General features: G+C 36.5%; 18 protein-coding genes. 17 read left to right on the forward strand and 1 reads right to left on the reverse strand.

The features are described 5' to 3' along the window. Window positions 1–33: 33 nt before the first annotated feature. The 6 genes from NST00_RS08470 to NST00_RS08495 all read left to right on the forward strand — a co-directional run bounded on the left by NST00_RS08470 (window position 34) and on the right by NST00_RS08495 (window position 5,990). Complete coding sequence (locus NST00_RS08470; RefSeq protein WP_016837123.1) at window positions 34–681, forward strand: FadR/GntR family transcriptional regulator; 648 nt, start codon at window positions 34–36, stop codon at window positions 679–681. Between the two features lie 20 nt (window positions 682–701). Further along, complete coding sequence (accD, locus tag NST00_RS08475) at window positions 702–1,574, forward strand: acetyl-CoA carboxylase, carboxyltransferase subunit beta (RefSeq protein WP_016837124.1); 873 nt, start codon at window positions 702–704, stop codon at window positions 1,572–1,574. After that, the gene (gene accA / locus NST00_RS08480) at window positions 1,567–2,532 is read left to right on the forward strand and encodes an acetyl-CoA carboxylase carboxyl transferase subunit alpha (RefSeq protein ID WP_096551508.1); all 966 of its coding nucleotides are present in this window, start codon (window positions 1,567–1,569) and stop codon (window positions 2,530–2,532) included. The genes accD and accA overlap by 8 nt, the downstream gene beginning before the upstream one ends. A 180-nt stretch (window positions 2,533–2,712) precedes the next feature. After that, window positions 2,713–3,672 (forward strand): 6-phosphofructokinase, encoded by a 960-nt coding sequence (pfkA, locus tag NST00_RS08485; protein WP_016837126.1) that lies wholly within the window; start codon window positions 2,713–2,715, stop codon window positions 3,670–3,672. 23 nt (window positions 3,673–3,695) lie between these two features. After that, window positions 3,696–5,456 (forward strand): pyruvate kinase, encoded by a 1,761-nt coding sequence (gene pyk / locus NST00_RS08490; RefSeq protein WP_016837127.1) that lies wholly within the window; start codon window positions 3,696–3,698, stop codon window positions 5,454–5,456. 144 nt (window positions 5,457–5,600) lie between these two features. Beyond that, entirely contained in the window at window positions 5,601–5,990 is a 390-nt protein-coding gene (locus NST00_RS08495; protein WP_016837128.1) for an FxsA family protein, read from the forward strand. Here NST00_RS08495 and NST00_RS08500 read toward each other — a convergent pair. Next, window positions 5,977–6,945, reverse strand: coding sequence for an AI-2E family transporter (locus NST00_RS08500; RefSeq protein ID WP_016837129.1), 969 nt, complete (start codon window positions 6,943–6,945; stop codon window positions 5,977–5,979). The two genes, NST00_RS08495 and NST00_RS08500, sit on opposite strands and share 14 nt — an antisense overlap. 268 nt (window positions 6,946–7,213) lie before the next feature. Between NST00_RS08500 and citZ the strand changes: the two genes are divergently transcribed. The 11 genes from citZ (at window position 7,214) to polA (ending at window position 19,707) form a co-directional block, all read left to right on the forward strand. Then, window positions 7,214–8,329 carry a citrate synthase gene (gene citZ, locus NST00_RS08505; protein WP_340433226.1) on the forward strand — a complete coding sequence of 372 codons (1,116 nt, stop codon included), beginning with the start codon at window positions 7,214–7,216 and terminating at the stop codon, window positions 8,327–8,329. A gap of 107 nt (window positions 8,330–8,436) precedes the next feature. Then, on the forward strand, window positions 8,437–9,702 hold the full coding sequence (icd, locus tag NST00_RS08510; protein ID WP_096551501.1) for an NADP-dependent isocitrate dehydrogenase: 1,266 nt from the start codon (window positions 8,437–8,439) through the stop codon (window positions 9,700–9,702). A gap of 130 nt (window positions 9,703–9,832) precedes the next feature. Further along, on the forward strand, window positions 9,833–10,771 hold the full coding sequence (mdh, locus tag NST00_RS08515) for a malate dehydrogenase (RefSeq protein ID WP_340433231.1): 939 nt from the start codon (window positions 9,833–9,835) through the stop codon (window positions 10,769–10,771). 82 nt (window positions 10,772–10,853) lie between these two features. After that, window positions 10,854–11,291 (forward strand): MaoC/PaaZ C-terminal domain-containing protein, encoded by a 438-nt coding sequence (locus tag NST00_RS08520; protein ID WP_096551495.1) that lies wholly within the window; start codon window positions 10,854–10,856, stop codon window positions 11,289–11,291. Window positions 11,292–11,348: 57 nt separating this feature from the next. Then, window positions 11,349–12,059 (forward strand): response regulator transcription factor, encoded by a 711-nt coding sequence (locus NST00_RS08525; RefSeq protein WP_016837134.1) that lies wholly within the window; start codon window positions 11,349–11,351, stop codon window positions 12,057–12,059. Next, window positions 12,056–13,507, forward strand: a complete 1,452-nt coding sequence (gene pnpS, locus NST00_RS08530) for a two-component system histidine kinase PnpS (protein WP_016837135.1) — start codon at window positions 12,056–12,058, stop codon at window positions 13,505–13,507. The genes NST00_RS08525 and pnpS overlap by 4 nt, the downstream gene beginning before the upstream one ends. Window positions 13,508–14,057: 550 nt before the next feature. After that, a complete protein-coding gene (locus NST00_RS08535) occupies window positions 14,058–14,201 on the forward strand; it encodes a hypothetical protein (protein WP_172597779.1) in 144 nt (47 codons plus the stop codon). A 195-nt stretch (window positions 14,202–14,396) separates the two neighbouring features. After that, window positions 14,397–15,365: an FtsH protease activity modulator HflK gene (gene hflK, locus NST00_RS08540; RefSeq protein ID WP_340709854.1), complete on the forward strand. Its 969-nt coding sequence runs from the start codon at window positions 14,397–14,399 to the stop codon at window positions 15,363–15,365. Beyond that, the gene (gene hflC, locus NST00_RS08545) at window positions 15,362–16,411 is read left to right on the forward strand and encodes a protease modulator HflC (protein ID WP_016837137.1); all 1,050 of its coding nucleotides are present in this window, start codon (window positions 15,362–15,364) and stop codon (window positions 16,409–16,411) included. The genes hflK and hflC overlap by 4 nt, the downstream gene beginning before the upstream one ends. A 112-nt stretch (window positions 16,412–16,523) precedes the next feature. Continuing rightward, on the forward strand, window positions 16,524–16,946 hold the full coding sequence (locus tag NST00_RS08550; protein ID WP_340709855.1) for a DNA polymerase I: 423 nt from the start codon (window positions 16,524–16,526) through the stop codon (window positions 16,944–16,946). Window positions 16,947–17,079: 133 nt separating this feature from the next. Further along, window positions 17,080–19,707 carry a DNA polymerase I gene (gene polA, locus NST00_RS08555; RefSeq protein ID WP_340709856.1) on the forward strand — a complete coding sequence of 876 codons (2,628 nt, stop codon included), beginning with the start codon at window positions 17,080–17,082 and terminating at the stop codon, window positions 19,705–19,707. Window positions 19,708–19,716: the final 9 nt, after the last annotated feature.

Here is a 19,716-nt window from a genome sequence, read left to right on the forward strand (position 1 = left end):
TATAAGGGGTTGTTAAAACGTTTTGAGGTGAACATGGACACGAAACAAGAAAATAAAAAAGTCTTTTTAGAAATTGTTAGTAAATTAAAAGACATTATTATCGCTGATAAACTTCAACCTGGTGATAAGCTCCCCTCGGAAAGAGTTTTATCAGAAAAGTTAGGCGTTGGTAGATCTTCGGTAAGAGAAGCGTTACGAAGTTTAGAATTGCTAGGAATTATTGAGACCCGCCATGGCGGTGGTACTTTTTTAGCTTCCTCTCAACAATATCGATTAGTTGAATTACTAGCTACTTTTATATTGCAAGAAAATCAATCAATACGCGATGTTCATAAAACACGGGAAATTCATGAAAGAGAAGCGATACGAATTATTTGTTCCGATAAACGATTAAGACAACTTCCTGTTTGGGAAAGTTTATTTTTAAAAATTGAATTGGAAACAGAAGTAATTCGAGATCATATTTTACGTGAACTTCTCATTGCATCAGAAAATCGTTTAGCTCTTAGAATATGGATTCAACTTGTGGCTTATAGTGCCAATGCGTTAAAAAAAATGACGACGGAAGAAGAAAAGCCAATATTACAAAGGCTATTAAAATCTTTGCAGCTTGGTTATGAAAAAGAAGCTCTTGAGGCATATACTGAATGGTTAGATTTTTTAAAATCGCATGAAGAATAAATATAGTAGGGGGAAAAATCGTGGCAATAAAAAGTTTGCTAAATTTAAATCGGAAAAAAACAAAAGGGGTTATTGTAAACTCTAAAAATGAAAGCTCATTTCCAGCAGATTTAATGACGAAATGCCCATCATGCCGAAAAATCTTTTTAACAAAAGAAATTGAAACGAATTTAAAAGTTTGTCCAAATTGCGACCATCATTTTAAAATGACTGCTTGGGAACGGATCGACTCCTTTTTAGATGTTGAATCATTTACGCCGTTTGATGAACACTTACGCACGACAAACCCTCTTAACTTCCCATCATATATAGAAAAAGTAGAAGCGGATATGAAGAAAACAGGATTATCCGAAGCGGTTTTAACAGGAAGCGGGACGTTAAAAGGGGAAGAGGTCGTTGTTGCTGTGATGGACTCTCATTTCCGCATGGGATCAATGGGATCTGTTGTTGGCGAAAAAATTACCCGTGCAATCGAAAAAGCTACGGAAATGCAAGTGCCATTCATTATCTTTACTGCGAGCGGCGGTGCACGAATGCAAGAGGGAGTTATTTCCTTAATGCAAATGGCCAAAACGAGCGTTGCTTTAAAACGTCACAGTGACGAAGGTTTGCTTTTCTTATCCATCATGACTGATCCAACTACTGGTGGAGTATCGGCAAGCTTCGCCTCACTAGGAGATCTCAATATTGCTGAGCCAAAAGCGCTTATTGGGTTTGCTGGGAGAAGGGTAATCGAGCAAACGGTGCGTGAGAAGTTGCCTGATGACTTCCAAACAGCAGAGTTCTTACTTGCACATGGTCAATTAGATGCTATTTTCCATCGAAAAGAGATGCGTGATAAGGTGGCAACAATCGTGAAATTGCACCGCAAAGGAGGAGTAACTCATGTCTAAACCGATGTCATTTGAAGAACCTATTATTAAACTGAAAGAAAAAATTGATGAGTTAAGGGAACTGGCAAAGAATGCGGATGTAGATATGTCCGATGAAATTAAAACATTGGAAGAACGATTGCGCCAATTGGAAATTAAAATTTATTCGAACATGGAACCGTGGAATCGTGTACAAGTAGCGCGAAACCCTGAACGTCCAACAACTCTCGATTATATAAAAGAAATTTTTACAGATTTTATTGAACTCCATGGTGATCGCTATTATGCTGATGATGAAGCGATTGTTGGAGGAATTGCCTTTTTTGATGGACAGCCGATTACTGTAATCGGTCATCAACGAGGTAAAGCAACAAAGGAAAATATTCGACGAAATTTCGGGATGCCCCATCCGGAAGGTTATCGAAAAGCGTTGCGTTTAATGAAGCAGGCGGAGAAATTCAGACGCCCTATTATTTGTTTTATTGATACAAAGGGCGCTTATCCAGGAAAAGCGGCAGAAGAGCGCGGACAAAGTGAGGCAATCGCCAAAAATCTGTTTGAAATGGCTGGTTTAAAAGTGCCTGTCATTAGTGTAGTAATTGGAGAAGGTGGTAGCGGCGGTGCATTGGCATTAGGAGTAACGAACCGCATCTATATGTTGGAAAATTCCACATACTCCGTTATTTCTCCAGAAGGTGCTGCTTCAATTTTATGGAAGGATGCTAGCCTTGCAAAACAAGCAGCAGAGGCAATGAAAATTACAGCTCAAGATTTAAAAGAAATGGGAATTATTGATGATATCATTCCTGAAGTTCCAGGAGGAGCACATCGTGACCCAGTATCACAAGCGAAAATCTTAAAGGAATATTTGAAAAAAGGGCTTGATCAATTAACTGCATTGTCGGAAGAGGAAATTATTCAAGACCGCTACGATAAATTCCGTAAAATGGGAGATTTTATTGAAGAAATTGTTCAATAAAATTACTAGACTTTCCACCCTTCTAATGACAAAATCCAATAGTGAGGATTTTGTCATTTTCCATTTACATGAACAGTTTATTATCGATGATCAGTAATGGAATACATGAAAGTTTCTAGTTTCAATAGAAATTTTTTATGTTATTGTTAACATTATGAGCATTTGAATGGAGGGAGTAGGGTGAAAAGAATAGGTGTTTTAACGAGCGGCGGTGACTCACCTGGCATGAATGCAGCAATTCGTGCAGTTGTTCGAAAAGCCAATTATCATGGGGTTGAAGTCTTTGGAATATACCATGGATACGAAGGCTTTATAAAAGGTAAAATGGAGTTATTAGATTTAGGATCTGTAGGTGGGATTATTCAACGAGGAGGAACGAAGCTGTTTTCATCCCGTTGCCCAGAATTTAGAGAAAAGAAATATCAACTGCAAGGTATTGAAAAAATGAAAGAAGCTGGAATTGAAGGCTTAGTAGTAATTGGAGGCGACGGTTCTTTCCGTGGAGCTTATGAGCTAACGAAATTAGGATTAGCATGTATTGGTGTTCCTGCAACGATTGATAATGATATTGCTGGTACAGAATTTACAATTGGTTTTGATACGGCACTCAATACTGTTGTCAGTGCAATTGATAAAATTCGTGATACTGCAACAAGTCATGAAAATACCTTTATTATAGAAGTGATGGGTAGAGATGCTGGTGACATTGCTTTATGGTCGGGACTTGCAGCCGGTGCAGAATCTGTTATTATACCAGAGGAGCCGTATGATTTAGATGATATTATTACGCGTATGAAGCGTGGAGAAGCGCGAAATAAAAAACATAGCATCATTATCGTTGCAGAAGGAGTTATGCCAGCCTCAAAACTTGCAAACATGCTAAAAGAAAAAGCTGGAATCGAAACGAGGATTACCGTGTTAGGGCATATTCAACGGGGAGGATCGCCGTCAGCATTTGACCGGGTATTGGCTAGTCGTCTAGGTGCTCGAGCAGTCGAATTATTGTTGGAAGGGAAAACTAGTCGTGCAGTTGGTATAAAAAATCATCAAGTTTACGATTATGATTTACGGGAGATTTTTACAGCAAAACATAAAGCAGATACTAGTCTATATACTTTATCAAAAGAACTTTCAATTTAATCTAGAAAATGGAGAGAATGTATATGAGAAAAACAAAAATTGTATGTACTATAGGACCCGCAAGCGAATCTCCAGAAGTTCTTGAAGAACTTATTAAAGCCGGAATGAATGTTGCGAGACTTAACTTTTCGCATGGTACACATGAAGAACATGCTATGCGTATCGCAACAATCCGAGATGTAGCTAATCGATTAAATAAAATTGTCGGAATTTTGCTTGATACAAAAGGTCCAGAAATTCGAACACATTCAATGAAAAACGGGGAAGTTCACTTAAAAACAGGACAAGTCATCGATATTTCAATGACAGAAGTTCTTGGAGACGAAACATGTTTTTCCGTTACGTATGACAAATTAATTTATGATGTAAATCAAAACGATACAATATTGTTGGATGACGGATTAATTGCATTGCGCGTATTAGCGAAAGATTACGATAAAGGATTAATTCATACGATTGTTGAAAATGCCGGAGTGCTGAAAGATAAAAAAGGTGTGAACGTCCCTGGAGTTTCAATAAAACTACCTGGCATTACAGAGAAAGATGCGAAAGATATATTATTTGGAATTGAACAAGGAGTCGATTTTATCGCTGCTTCCTTCGTGCGAACAGCAAAAGATGTGCTGGAAATACGCGAATTGCTTGAACAAAATGGTGGCGGACACATTCAAATCATTCCTAAAATTGAAAACCGAGAAGGCGTAGATAACATTGATGAAATTATTGAAGTTTCTGATGGATTAATGGTTGCTCGCGGAGATTTAGGAGTGGAAATTCCTGCTGAAGAAGTGCCGCTCGTTCAAAAAGCATTAATTAAAAAGTGCAATCAAGTAGGAAAACCTGTCATCACGGCTACACAAATGTTAGACTCTATGCAGCGAAATCCGCGTCCGACTCGTGCGGAAGCAAGCGACGTGGCAAATGCAATCATTGATGGAACAGATGCCATTATGCTTTCAGGAGAAACAGCCGCTGGTCAGTATCCAGTTGAATCTGTGAAAACGATGAACAGAATTGCAGTATTTACAGAAAACTCGCTGGATTATCGTTCGATAGTACAAACAAGAAGTCGTGAAAAAGAGACAACCATGACCGAAGCCATTTCCCAAGCAGTTTCATACACTTCAATTAACTTAGGTGTTAAAGCGGTGCTTGCACCAACTGCGAGCGGAGTTACAGCAAAATTGATTGCTAAATACCGTCCAGGTGTGCCGATTATCGCCATTACAGATTCTCCTTCAACTGCTCAAAAATTGACGCTTGTGTGGGGCGTTAATCCGATTGTCACACATAAAGTAACGACAACGGATGAAATTTTAGAATTAGCTGTGGATGAAGCGTTGAAATATGGTTATGTAAATCACGGTGATATTGTTGTGATTACTGCGGGAGTGCCGGTAGGAGAATCAGGAACAACGAACTTAATGAAAGTCCATGTGATAGGTGATTTATTAGCTCGTGGACAAGGAATTGGTAAACAATCTGTCGTTGGAAAAGCGATCGTTGTGAAAAATGCTGAAGAAGCACAAGCTTATGATACGGAAGGTTGTATCCTTGTAACGGTTGGAACCGATCGGGAAATGATGTCGGTAATTGAAAAATGTGCGGGCATTATTACTGAAGAAGGTGGCTTAACAAGCCATGCCGCTGTCGTTGGTCTAAGCTTAGGCATCCCTGTCATTGTTGGTGTGAAAGAAGCAACATCAATCATTCGACATGGACAAGAGATTACAATGGATGCTGAAACTGGTGTTATCTATAAAGGTCACGCAAGCGTATTGTAAGCATTAGCATAATTGGGCTGTCTAAAAAGTAGAAAACTTTTTAACAGCCCAATTTATTGTTACGATATTATTGTAATTGAAACTTTTAGCCTAGCAATTTCGTATATATGGTAGTCAAAAAATTACTCTAATGGAGGGTATTATTTGAAAAAGTTATTTTCCATATGTATTGCGTTTGTTCTTATAGAGATTGCAATTTTCATTGTCGTCGGTAATTGGTTAGGCATCTTAAGTACATTGTTATTAATTGTATTAGCAAGTTTATTTGGAGCGATGTTAACAAAAAAGCAAGGATTGGAATCCGTACAAAATATTCAGAATAGCATTCGACGGGGAGAACCCCCAGGACAAGCGGTGATCGATGCATTTCTCGTATTTTTAGGAGGAGTATTATTTTTATTACCAGGATTTCTCACGGATATAATTGCTTTTACTTTGGTTCTTCCATGGACAAGACGTCTCTATAAACCGATGATCTTAGAATGGATTCGTAAAAAAATGAAAAACAGTGAGATGATTATTATCCAGCGATAGATTTTTGTTTGACTTTCACAGCTATCAATAATATAAATGGACTCAGCAATATACCATAAACCCCAAACAACAATATAGAGGCAGCGCTGATTAAAAATGTGTGGACTGTTCGCAATTGGAAAGTGGATGCCCATAATAATGATTCAGTTAGCTGCCTTGTTATTTGTATAAATACATAAAGCAAAACCAATGCTAAACTTACGAACTTATCTCCAATTGCAAAAAAGTATATGGCGATAGGAATGAGAAATAACCCAATTCCGAAAAATGGCAATACATCTGCAAAAGAGATTAGAAAGGCTTTGTTTATTGGATTTTCAAATTTTAGTAATGCCAGTCCAATACTAAGAAGGAAAAAGGTAATAATGAACAACTGAAATTCTACATATAAGAAATAGCTAAATAAGTTCATCGCCTTGGAGAAATATTGTTTCCATTCTTTACGATATGGTTTAGGCACATAGATAAAAAACCAGTATCGATTTCTTCTTGATTCAAACAAGGCAAAGAAGAAAGCCACTAGAAAAATAAAGAGCTCAAAAATGTATTGAAAAAAGTCTTGCAAATAACTAGCCAAACTCATAATAGCAGTATCGATATACGATAAAGACTCATTAAATATGTTTTCTAATACCACTAAATATTCGGAATCAAATAATTGAAGATTATCTACTTGTATTTTTATTTCTGGATAAATGGCAATAATACTTTGAATGGTGATATAAAAGAAGGAATAAATTGATAGGAAGATTAATAAAGATATAATGATGGCACTTATGATATATGGTAGTTTCAGTCGCTGATGGCAAAAGTGAATAATTGGATATAACATATATGCAAAAAATATTGCTAATGAAATGGGTAATACGAGCCAAAGGAAAATAAAATATAAAATCAGCACGAGCAACTGAATTACATTTTTATTCGAATAGGTTGAAAATTTATTCAATTGCAAATTTATCACCCCTAGTCCAAGTAATTATAATCTCGTTAACGTGGAATTATTCTCGTTTAAGTGGTGATTTTATTAAAAATACGATTTTTTCTTTATTTTTGAAAAATTATTCACAAAGCCGTCAAAATTTATTATAATTAACCATGTAAGCGATTTAATAATAGGTTCATTATGAGCGAAACGATCGTAAGTGTCATAGAAGAAAAAGAAAGCACTTACAATAAGTACTTACATTTTTTTAAAATTTAAAGAGAGGGAGCGATTTTATATGACAGCAACACGCGGTTTAGAGGGTATTATTGCAGCTGAATCAAAAATCAGTTCAATAATCGACGATACACTTACATATGTAGGTTATAGTATCGATGATTTGGCTGAAAATGCTACTTTCGAAGAAGTAATCTATCTATTATGGCACCAACGTCTTCCAAATAAAGAAGAATTAGCAGAACTTAAAAAACAATTAGCTGAAAATGCTGAAATTCCTCAACAAATTATCGATGTATTTAAATCAATGCCTCTAGATAAAGTTCATCCAATGGCTGCATTACGTACAGCGGTTTCTTTATTAAGTGCGTATGATGAAGAAGCTGACGTAATGAGTGATGAAGCGAACTATCGCAAAGCAATTCGTCTTCAAGCAAAAATTTCGACAATTGTAACAGCATTTGCTCGTGTACGTAAAGGTTTAGAACCTGTTTCTCCAAAACCTGAATTAGGATATGCAGCAAACTTCTTATATATGTTACATGGTAAAGATCCTGAGCCAATTGAAGTAGAAGCATTTGATAAAGCATTAATTCTGCATGCGGACCACGAATTAAATGCTTCAACATTTACTGCGCGCGTATGTGTCGCTACACTTTCTGACGTTTACTCTGGTATTACAGCTGCAATTGGAGCATTAAAAGGGCCGCTTCACGGTGGAGCTAACGAACAAGTAATGAAAATGTTAACTGAAATTGGTTCAATTGAAAACGTAGAACCTTACATTATGAACAAATTAAATAACAAAGAAAAAATCATGGGATTTGGTCACCGCGTATATCGCAAAGGAGACCCACGTGCTAAACATTTACGTGTAATGAGTGAAAAATTAACAGCATTAAGAGGAAAAACAGAATTATACGAAATGTCTGTGAAAATTCATGACATCGTAGTTGGACAAAAAGGTCTTCCAGCAAATGTTGACTTCTTCTCTGCATCAGTGTATGACTCACTAGACATTGAGCATGACCTATTCACACCAATCTTTGCAGTATCTCGTACATCTGGATGGCTTGCTCACATTCTTGAACAATATGCAAATAACCGCTTAATTCGTCCTCGTGCTGAATATGTTGGACCACAACGTCAACAATACGTTCCAATCGATGAAAGATAATTTTTTATTCTAATCTAATAAGAAAATTTTTAGAAAATATGCTAAAATACACTAGGACTGTGTTAAACGACACAGTCCTAGACTCATGAATATAGGAGGCAACATACATGACTAACGGTAAAATTACAGTAGAAAACGGTAAATTAGTAGTACCTAACAACCCTGTTATTCCTTTCATTGAAGGAGATGGTACTGGACCAGATATTTGGGCAGCAGCTCAACGTGTATTTGATGCAGCTGTTGAAAAAGCATACAATGGCGAAAGAAAAATCCAATGGTTGGAAGTTCTTGCTGGTGAGAAAGCATTCAATCAAACTGGTGAGTGGTTACCACAAGAAACTTTAGATAAAATTAGCGAATACTTAATTGCAATCAAAGGTCCTCTTACAACTCCTGTAGGCGGAGGAATTCGTTCATTAAACGTAGCATTACGTCAACAACTTGACTTATATGTGTGCTTACGTCCTGTTCGTTACTTCGAAGGTGTTCCATCTCCTGTAAAACATCCTGAACATGTTGATATGGTAATCTTCCGTGAAAACACAGAAGATATTTATGCTGGTATTGAATACGAAGCTCAATCAGAGAATGCAAAAAAATTAATTAGCATCTTACAAGAAGAATTTGGCGTAAATAAAATCCGCTTCCCTGAAAGTTCTGCAATTGGTATTAAGCCAATCTCTATCGAAGGTACTGAGCGCCTAGTTCGTGCTGCTATTGAATACGCTATTCGCGAAGGACGCAAATCAGTAACTTTAGTTCATAAAGGTAACATCATGAAATTCACTGAAGGCGGCTTCAAAAAATGGGGTTATGAATTAGCTGAACGTGAATTCGGTGATAAAGTATTCACTTGGGATCAATACGATCGCATTAAAGCTGAAAAAGGCGTTGAAGCTGCAAACGAAGCTCAAGCTGAAGCAGAAGCAGCTGGTAAAATTATCGTAAAAGATACAATTGCTGACATCTTCTTACAACAAGTATTAACTCGTCCGAAAGAGTTTGATGTAGTAGCTACAATGAACTTAAATGGTGACTACATTTCTGACGCATTAGCTGCACAAGTTGGTGGTATCGGTATCGCTCCAGGTGCAAACATCAACTATGTAACTGGTCACGCAATCTTTGAAGCTACTCACGGAACTGCTCCAAAATACGCTGGATTAGACAAAGTGAACCCTTCATCTGTAATTCTTTCTGGTGTGTTAATGTTTGAACACCTTGGTTGGAAAGAAGCAGCAGATTTAATTATCAAATCAATTGAAAAAACAATTGCTTCAAAAGTTGTTACTTATGACTTTGCACGTCTAATGGATGGTGCGACAGAAGTTAAATGCTCTCAATTCGCAGATGAATTAATTATAAGTTTCTAGAAGGAATAATATATCTTTTGTAGAATTGTATATTTAGGCTTACCGAGTAATCGGATTGAATTGGGCCGTCTCAACTAACAGATTGAGACGACCCTTTTTATTTATTATTTTTGTGAAAGAGGTGTAATCCATGACTTTAAAAAGAAAAAAGATTTCTGTGATTGGAGCAGGATTTACTGGTGCTACGACAGCTTTTTTATTGGCACAAAAAGAATTGGGAGATGTTGTATTAGTCGATATTCCCGAAGCAGAAAATCCAACAAAAGGAAAAGCGTTGGATATGTGGGAAGCAGCACCGATTCAAGGTTTTGACTCTTATGTTATCGGGACATCAAATTACGAGAAAACAGCTAATTCAGATTTAGTCATCATCACTGCAGGCGTAGCACGAAAACCTGGAATGAGCCGTGATGATTTAGTACAAATCAATCAAAAAGTCGTAAAATCGGTAACAAAAGAAATCATGAAGTATTCTTCAGATCCAACAATTATTGTATTAACGAACCCAGTTGACGCTATGACGTATGTAGCATATAAAGAATCCGGTCTTCCGAAAAATAAAGTTATGGGACAATCTGGCATATTAGATACAGCACGATTCCGTGCTTTTGTGGCAGAGGAATTAAATGTATCTGTAAAAGATGTCACTGGTTTTGTTTTAGGAGGACATGGAGATACAATGGTGCCGCTCACTCGTTATTCTTACGTAGGTGGAATCCCTATTGAAACGTTGATTTCAAAACAACGACTTGAAGAAATTGTTCAACGAACTCGAGTGGGTGGAGGAGAAATTGTCAACTTATTAGGAAATGGTTCGGCATATTATGCCCCTTCAGCTGCATTAGTGGAAATGGCAGAAGCGATTATAAAAGATCAGCGTCGTATATTGCCAACAATTGCTTATTTAGAAGGGGAATATGGTTTTGAAGATATTTATTTAGGCGTACCAACTTTGATTGGAGCTAATGGTGTGGAGAAAATTTTCGAGTTAGAATTAACGGAAGAAGAGAAAGAAGCATTACAAAAATCCGCTGAATCTGTAAGAAATGTTATGAAAGCCTTATCTTAATTTGTGTCCTTTTATTGTGGCTATTTTCTGAAAAAACTGATACTATGTTACTAAAGTAACCAATTAGGGGGAATTTTTCGATTTGCTAAACGGGGCAAGAACCAAGATTGGCAAGAAAATTGATGAAATTGCTGTTGGTGAAAGGATTCACTTAGTTGAAACAATTGAAGATAAAGACTTGCTTATATATTTAGGGTTAACAAATGATAATAATCCATTATATATTCAGCATGAATATGCAAAAGATACATTTTTTAAAAAGCCAATTGTCCCAACGATTATGTTGAATGGAATCGTGACAAGTGCCATTTCTAAGCATTTACCCGGTCCAGGTTCGCATATTCGCGAGCAAAATATTATATACTTAGAACCGGTATATCATTATGAAACAATCGAATTTCTGCTAGAAGTCCAGCACATTGACTACGAAAATAATATTGTAAGTATTCAAGTAGATGCAATGAATAAAAGTCACCAACAAGTCTTACATGGCATATTAAAAGTTTTACCTCCAATATAAACAAATTACTGATTTGAAATGGGGGTTTCAAATCACAGGCAATATGGAGGATTAATCATGTCAACAAATCAAACAATTTTAGTTGTAGAAGATGAAGTATCGATTGCTACATTGCTAAAGTATAATTTAGAACGCGTCGGGTATGAAGTGTTGCTCGCTCACGATGGCAAAGAAGGGCTTGATATGGCCCTTGAGCACTTGCCGGATTTAATTCTATTAGATTTAATGTTGCCGACGATGGACGGGATGGAAGTTTGTAAAGAATTAAGGAGTCAAAAGAAAAATATCCCCATCATCATGTTAACGGCTCGTGATGATGAATTTGATAAAGTATTGGGACTTGAATTAGGTGCTGACGACTATATGACAAAACCTTTTAGTCCTAGAGAAGTAATTGCTAGGGTCAAAGCTGTGTTGCGCCGTTTCAATTCAAGTTTTCAAGAAGAAAAGAAAGAAAAAAAATATTATCATTTTGGAAAATTAGAAGTTTATCCAGAACGTTATGAAGCTTTTCTAGACAATCAACCACTTGAATTTACACCTAAAGAATTTGAGTTGCTTGTATACTTAGTGGAAAATAAAAATCGTGTATTGACTAGAGATCAATTGTTGAGTGCCGTTTGGAACTATGATTTTGCGGGTGATACACGTATTGTCGATGTTCATATAAGTCATTTGCGGGATAAAATAGAAGAAAATAGCCGGAAACCGAAGTTTATCAAAACGGTGCGAGGTATCGGTTATAAATTTGAGGAGCCTAAACAATGAAATCTCAAAGCAATCGATTGTTTTTCATCTTTATTATGCTAACGGGTTCAATTATAGCTGTCCTTGGTATTGTACTAGGTCAGCTATTTCCTTTCTATATGGAAAGTTATTTTATGAAAAACGATATTCCATTTACAGAGGAACAAATTGAACAGATTAAGTATCAGCTAGCCTTTATTTTAGCGATCTTATTAACGTTTGCATTTTTATTAATCGCCTACATCGCAAATCGATTAATTAAAGAATTGCTTGTCCCCATTGAAAATGTGACTGAAACAGCACGAGAATTGATTAAAGGGAATTATCGCGCAAGAACTTATGCCAGTGGACCAGCGACAATCATTGAATTGCGAAATTCCATTAATATTTTAGCGCGAAATCTTCAAGAAATTGAAAAAATGAGAGAAATAGAAGATGAGCGCTTGAAGACGTTAATTGAAAACATGGGTAGCGCACTTATCATGATTGATAGGGAAGGGACAGTATCCATTGTTAATGGACAGTTTTTGGAAGAATTTAATTTATCATTAAATGAAGTAAAGGGAAAAAACTTTTTAACTCTCGGTCTTCCTAGGGAATTGGAGAAATTTATAGACCATGTATTTTTAACGGAACTTCCTTTTCGACAACAAATCGAGATTGAAATGAATAACGAAAAAATTTATGAACAAGTTTATGGGGCACCTGTTGTAGGTGATCACGGTCGCTGGTTAGGAATTGTCATCGTTATGCATGATATTACTGAGCTGATTCGTTTAGAACAGATTCGAAAAGACTTTGTGGCGAATGTTTCTCATGAACTTAGAACGCCGATTACATCGATTAAAGGTTTTTCTGAAACTTTGTTGGATGGTGCTTTTAAAGATGAAAAAATGCTGCTATCCTTTTTAGAAATTATTTATCAAGAAAGTAATCGACTTCAAATGTTAATACAAGACTTATTAGATTTATCGAAAATTGAACAACATGGCTATACAGTAAAATTAGTCCCAACAAGTTTAAAAAATGTGTTAATACGTGCCGTCGAAGTAACAAGCCCGAAAATGGATCATAAAAATATGGAGTTTGATATTGATATTAAACGAGATGTGATGGTGCTGGGGGACGAAAACCGCTTAATTCAAATCTTTACAAACCTCATTGCAAACAGTATTACCTATTCCCCAAATCATACGGTCATAACATTGCGCATGAAAGAAAATGAACATTATGGAATTGTGGAAGTGGAAGATCAAGGAATTGGAATTGAGAAAAGTGAAATTCCACGCATTTTTGAGCGTTTTTATCGCGTTGATAAAGCACGAAGCAGAAATTCAGGGGGCACTGGATTAGGGCTTGCAATTGTAAAACATTTAGTAGAAGCCCATCGAGGGAAAATAGAAGTAGAAAGCACTGTTGGCAAAGGAACTTGTATGCGGGTGATGATTCCTATTTATCGAGAAATTTAACATTCTCTTTACAATTTTGTTATGAAACCTTCATACTCTACGTTTATTGTACTAAATGAAACCCCCTTTTTAAATTTAGTAATTTGTCTAATAAAAGAGCCGTCCGTTGTAGGCGGCTTTTTATTTTAGTGCGCCTGGCATGGGTGTAATCTATAGGGTGTAAGTCCCGAACTGTGAAGGCAGAAGTAACAGTTAGCTTAACGCAAGGGTGTCCGTGGTGACGCGGAATCTGAAGGAAGCGAGCGGCAAACTTCCGGTCTGAGGAACACGAACTTCATATAAGGCTAGGTATCATTGGATGAGTTTGCTAAACAAAACAAAGTCCTTTCTGCCAAAGGTGGTACAGAGTAAATGAAGCAGATAGATGGAAGGAAAGATTACATTCTTACCCGGGGAGGTCTGGCGGATATGTGAAGTACGCTTCATAACCTACTTAGTGATAAGTAGCTGAACCGTCAGAAGTCAGCAGAGGTCATAGTATTAGTTGGTTTAGAACTACTAAGAAGGACCGAACAATTAAGAGAGAATAGCCCTTGGCATTCAGTGAGTCATGATGAACACAGAAAACGTAGTACCTCACTTGAGGAAGGAAGCGGTGAATCCCGTGGGAGACCTCTTGGAGGGTGGAGTGACCACTGGCATAAAGAGAACAGCTATTCACGGAAGTTATAAAGACTTGCGTCAATCATCTTAATTGAACCGCCGTATACGGAACCGTACGTACGGTGGTGTGAGAGGACGGGAGTTAATCGCTCCCTCCTACTCGATTAACTTATATTAATAATAAGACAATAATTTTATTAATTTTTTTCATTTATGTGAAACTTTATTTGTAAATGTTACGTAAATTAGCTAACGTAATTTTAGAAAAGAAAGAGAGGGAGAGATTATGAGTGTAAAAAGAGCGTTGCTTACAACAGGGCTAGCAATTATTTCAATTATAGGTATTATTGCGATATTTACTACTTGGTATACGGTCGATGAATCAGAGCAAGCCGTTGTTATCACGTTTGGACAAGCAACAGAAACCATTACAGATGCCGGTTTGAATTTTAAATTGCCATGGCCAGTACAAAAAGTAGAAATTCTTTCGAAAGAAACATACAGCTTACAGTTCGGTTATAAGACGACAAAAGATGGAGAAATAGTAACAAAAGATAGCGAAACGAAAATGATTACTGGGGATGAAAATATTGTGCTCACCGATTTAGTTGTACAATATAAGATTTCTGATCCAGTGAAGTATTTATTCCAATCCGAAGACCCTAAACAGCTTCTACATCATGCTACTTCAAGTGCGATTCGTTCCATTATTGGAAGTTCAACAATTGATGAAGCATTGACGGATGGACGTGCAGATATCGAGCAAAAAACAAGGGACTTACTAGTATCTGTCATGGAAGATTACGATATCGGCGTGACGATCTTGGCAGTGAAACTACAAGACGTCGAATTGCCGAATGCGGAGGTTCGTGCTGCCTTCACAGCTGTAACGGATGCCCGCGAAACGAAAAATACTAAAATTAACGAAGCAAAAAAATATGAAAACCAAAAAATTAGCGAAGCTCAAGGGGAAAAAGATGCAATCATTTCCCGTGCCGAAGGGGAAAAAATAGCACGTATTCAACAGGCGGAAGGGGACGTAGCCCTTTTCAATAAACTTTATAATGCATATGTTGGTAACCGAGAAATTACACGCCAACGACTTGTGTTAGAAACATTAGAGGAAGTATTACCGGGTGCGCAAATTTACATTATGAACGATAACGGAGAAACATTAAAATATTTGCCGCTACAACCTCAAACTGTACAACAAAATACAGAAAAAGAGCGTAAAGAAGGAGGCGGTAGTCAATGAGCAACAATTACTATGACGGGGATTTAGAAAAGTTCATCCGCAACCTTTTTGGAAAGAAAAATAAGGAAAAGAAAAATAAAGAAGCGAACCATATTCCAAATGTTGAAATCATTAATAAAAAGCCATCATTTAATCCGAAAAAATATGGAAAGCTAGCAATCATACTTACCGTAATAGTAGCAGTCATTGCAATTTTATTAGCAAATTTATATATTGTGAAAGAGAATGAATATAAAGTCGTTCGCCAATTTGGTGAAGTCATTAAATATCAGGATCAGCCGGGACTTTATATGAAAATTCCATTTATTCAAAGTGTCACTACATTACCGAAAAACTTAATGATCCATAACATGTCTGAAGAAGAAATCAATACGTTGGATAAAAAACGAATCATTATTGACAACTATGCGGTTTGGCGTGTGACAGATCCAAAATCTTTAATTACGAATGCGAGATCCTTAGTCAATGCAGAAGCGCGCATGGAAGAGTTCATTTATTCGGTGTTGCGCACGGAACTTGGACAAATCAATTACGATGATATTATTAATGATGAAAATTCTGATCGGGGCAGCCTTTCAGAAAAAATTACAACGAAAGTAAACGAATTATTGCAAACGGACAACTATGGAATAGAAGTTGTAGACGTTCGCATTCGCCGTACTGACTTACCAGAGGAAAACGAAGAATCTGTTTATAAACGAATGATTTCTGATCGAGAATCGATCGCTCAAAAGTATTTATCTGAAGGGGATGCAGAAAAAAATCGTATCGTGGCAAATACCGATCGACGAGTGCAAGAAATGATTTCGACAGCCAAAAAAGAAGCTGCTTTGATTATCGCTGAAGGGGAAGCAGAAGCCGCAAGAATCTATAACGAAGCTTTCTCAAAAGATCCGGAATTTTATCAATTGTATCGGACATTAGAAACTTATAAGAAAACGATTGGTGATGATACAGTTATTATTATTCCTTCAGATTCACCTTACGCCAAAATATTATCGGGCTACATTGAAAATAATGAGTTAGTAAATGGATTAAATGAATAATGGATTTGGGAAATTTTATTCCTTTGAGTGTATTAGCAATAATTACAACTTTATCAACCTATTAGCCTCATTATATAATACTATACAGTAATAATAGAATTGAGGCGAAAGGATGTACCGTTTAAATAAATGGATTCAAAACACATTGCTTGCTGTAATGATGGCATGCAGTATGACAGCATTATATTTTTCAACACCTTACGCTTTATTAAAAATTAAATTTATTCATATCCCTGTTTTATTTATCATTATCTTCATCTTCTCTATCATTATTGCGGAAGATGTTCGAAATAGTTTTAAGAAAGTGTTCCGTTATAACAATCGTGATAATAAACGCTCCATCTGGGAAGTGGGAGTTGGCATGATCTTTTACTTTACTCAAGTAGGGATTGTGGAAGTATTTTTCCGTTCTTGGATGGAGCCTGAATTAGGTGGCATGCCCCTTTATCTTGTGATTGCCTTCTTGAATGCCTTTATCATGACAGTTATTTATGAAGAAATATTTTATTTCGAAGAAATGAATCAAACGAATTAAAATGATCGCAAACTAAATAAAAGTTAAGAAAAAAACACGTATTTGTCGTATTTCGGCAAATACGTGTTTTATAATGGGATTAACTGTGTAAAAGTAATGGAAGATGATTTATACGTTGAAGGAGTGCAAATGAGTGGGGAAAGAGAAATTATTATTACTAGATGGAAATAGTTTAGCCTACCGAGCATTTTTTGCATTACCCCTATTATCGAATGATAATGGGATTCATACAAATGCGGTTTATGGCTTTACAACGATGCTTCAAAAAATTTTAGAAGAAGAACAACCGACGAAGATGCTCGTTGCATTTGATGCTGGAAAAACGACGTTCCGCCATCAAACTTTTGAAGAATATAAAGGCGGGCGTCAAAAAACGCCGCCGGAATTATCTGAACAATTTCCGTATTTACAAAAGTTAATTGACGCTTATCGCATCAAAAGATACGAACTAGAAATGTATGAAGCCGATGACATCATTGGTACGCTAGCTCGACAAGCGGAAAAGGAAAACATCGATGTTGTCATTGTTTCGGGTGATAAGGACTTAACACAACTCGCTACAGAGAAAGTAAAAGTTTATGTTACTCGAAAAGGAATGACAGATATTGAACAATATACACCAGAACATATTCAGGAAAAATATGGACTATCTCCAATACAAATTATCGATATGAAAGGTCTTATGGGAGATGCATCTGATAATATTCCGGGAGTTCCTGGCATTGGAGAAAAGACGGCTATTAAATTGTTAAAGGAATATGGAACAATCGAAAATTTATATGAACAAATCGATGAAATGAAACAATCAAAAATGAAAGAAAAGCTTATCGCAAATGAAGAGCAAGCGAAAATGAGCAAACAATTGGCGACAATTAATACAAATGCACCAATTGAAATTTCTCTTAATGATTTAAATTATCCAGGTCCAGATCAGGAAGCGGTTCTTGAAGTATGGAAAGAGTTACAATTTAAATCGTTAATCGAAAAATCAGATTTTGAAATTGAAGAAAAAGAAACAGCTACCCTTTCATTTAAAATCGTTCGTGAAATTGCGGAAGATCTTTTTACTGATACGATGGCTGTTCATGTTGAGCTGGAAAATGAGCATTATCATACATGTAATATATTAGGTTTTGGCTTTACAGATGGTTCAAATACCTTTTTCGTTCCAACAGAAGTTTTGCAAAAGAGCGAAAGATTAAAATCTTACTTTGAAGATGAAACGAAGAAAAAATATATGTCGGATTTAAAAGCTGCGCAATGTATATTAAAACGTCATGGCATCAATTTGCGAGGCGTGGAATTCGACTTGCTACTTGCATCTTATATTGTCAATCCTGCCATTTCAGGTGATGATGTAGCCACATTGGCAAAGGAATTTGGCTATACAGATGTGCGTTCCAACGAAGCTGTTTACGGAAAAGGGGCAAAATGGGCATTACCAAGTGAAGAAGTTCTTGCTGAACATGTTTGCCGAAAAGCATTTGCGATTTGGAGCTGTAAGGAACGGGTATCAAATAAGTTAAAAGAAAATGAACAGTTTGATTTGTACCATGATTTAGAATTACCTTTGGCTGTTATTTTAGGAAAGATGGAAAGCGAAGGAATTAAAGTTAATATTTCTACCCTTGAAACTATGGGACAAGAATTAGAAGATAAAATCGCGAAGCTTGAAACAGAAATTTATGAGTTGGCTGGTGAAACATTTAATATTAATTCACCAAAGCAGTTGGGAGTAATTTTATTCGAAAAATTAGGATTGCCGGTCATAAAGAAAACGAAAACAGGTTACTCCACGGCAGCGGATGTACTTGAAAAACTAAAGTCGGAACATCAAATTGTTCAGTTGATTTTAGAATATAGAACTCTTGCGAAATTACAATCCACTTATATTGAAGGATTAATCAAAGAAGTTCATCCAAAAGACAGCAAAGTTCATACTCGTTTTATGCAAGCATTAACATCAACAGGAAGGCTTTCTTCTACAGATCCGAACTTGCAAAACATACCGATTCGTTTAGAAGAGGGAAGAAAAATACGGAAAGCATTCGTACCTTCCCATGATGGATGGCTGCTATTTAGCGCCGATTACTCACAAATTGAATTGCGCGTGCTTGCACATATGTCGAAGGATAAAAATTTAGTGGAAGCTTTCAATCAAGGGATGGATATTCACACACGAACAGCAATGGAAGTATTTCATGTATCCCAAGACGACGTTACTTCTAATATGCGAAGAGCGGCAAAAGCGGTTAACTTCGGAATTATTTATGGAATCAGCGATTATGGACTATCCCAAAACCTCGATATTTCAAGAAAAGAAGCTGGAGAATTTATCGAAAAGTATTTTGAAAGTTTTCCAGGGGTAAAAGAATATATGGATAACATCGTGCAAGAAGCAAAATTGAAAGGTTATGTAACAACGATCTTAAACCGCCGACGTTATTTACCTGATATTACGAGCAAAAACTTTAATTTAAGAAGTTTTGCAGAGCGCACAGCAATGAATACGCCAATTCAAGGAAGTGCGGCAGATATCATTAAAAAGGCGATGCTAGATATTGACGCAAGATTGAAATCAGAAGGATTACAAGCGAAACTGCTTTTGCAAGTACATGATGAATTGATTTTTGAAGCACCGAAAGAAGAAATTGAAAAGTTAGAAAAAATTGTACCAGAAGTGATGGAAAGTGCCATTTTACTTGATGTGCCATTAAAAGTGGACATCTCTTATGGTGAAACATGGTACGATGCAAAATAATAAGGAAGT

Source organism: Ureibacillus sp. FSL K6-0165 (assembly GCF_038004285.1).
Taxonomy (GTDB): domain Bacteria; phylum Bacillota; class Bacilli; order Bacillales_A; family Planococcaceae; genus Ureibacillus; species Ureibacillus thermosphaericus.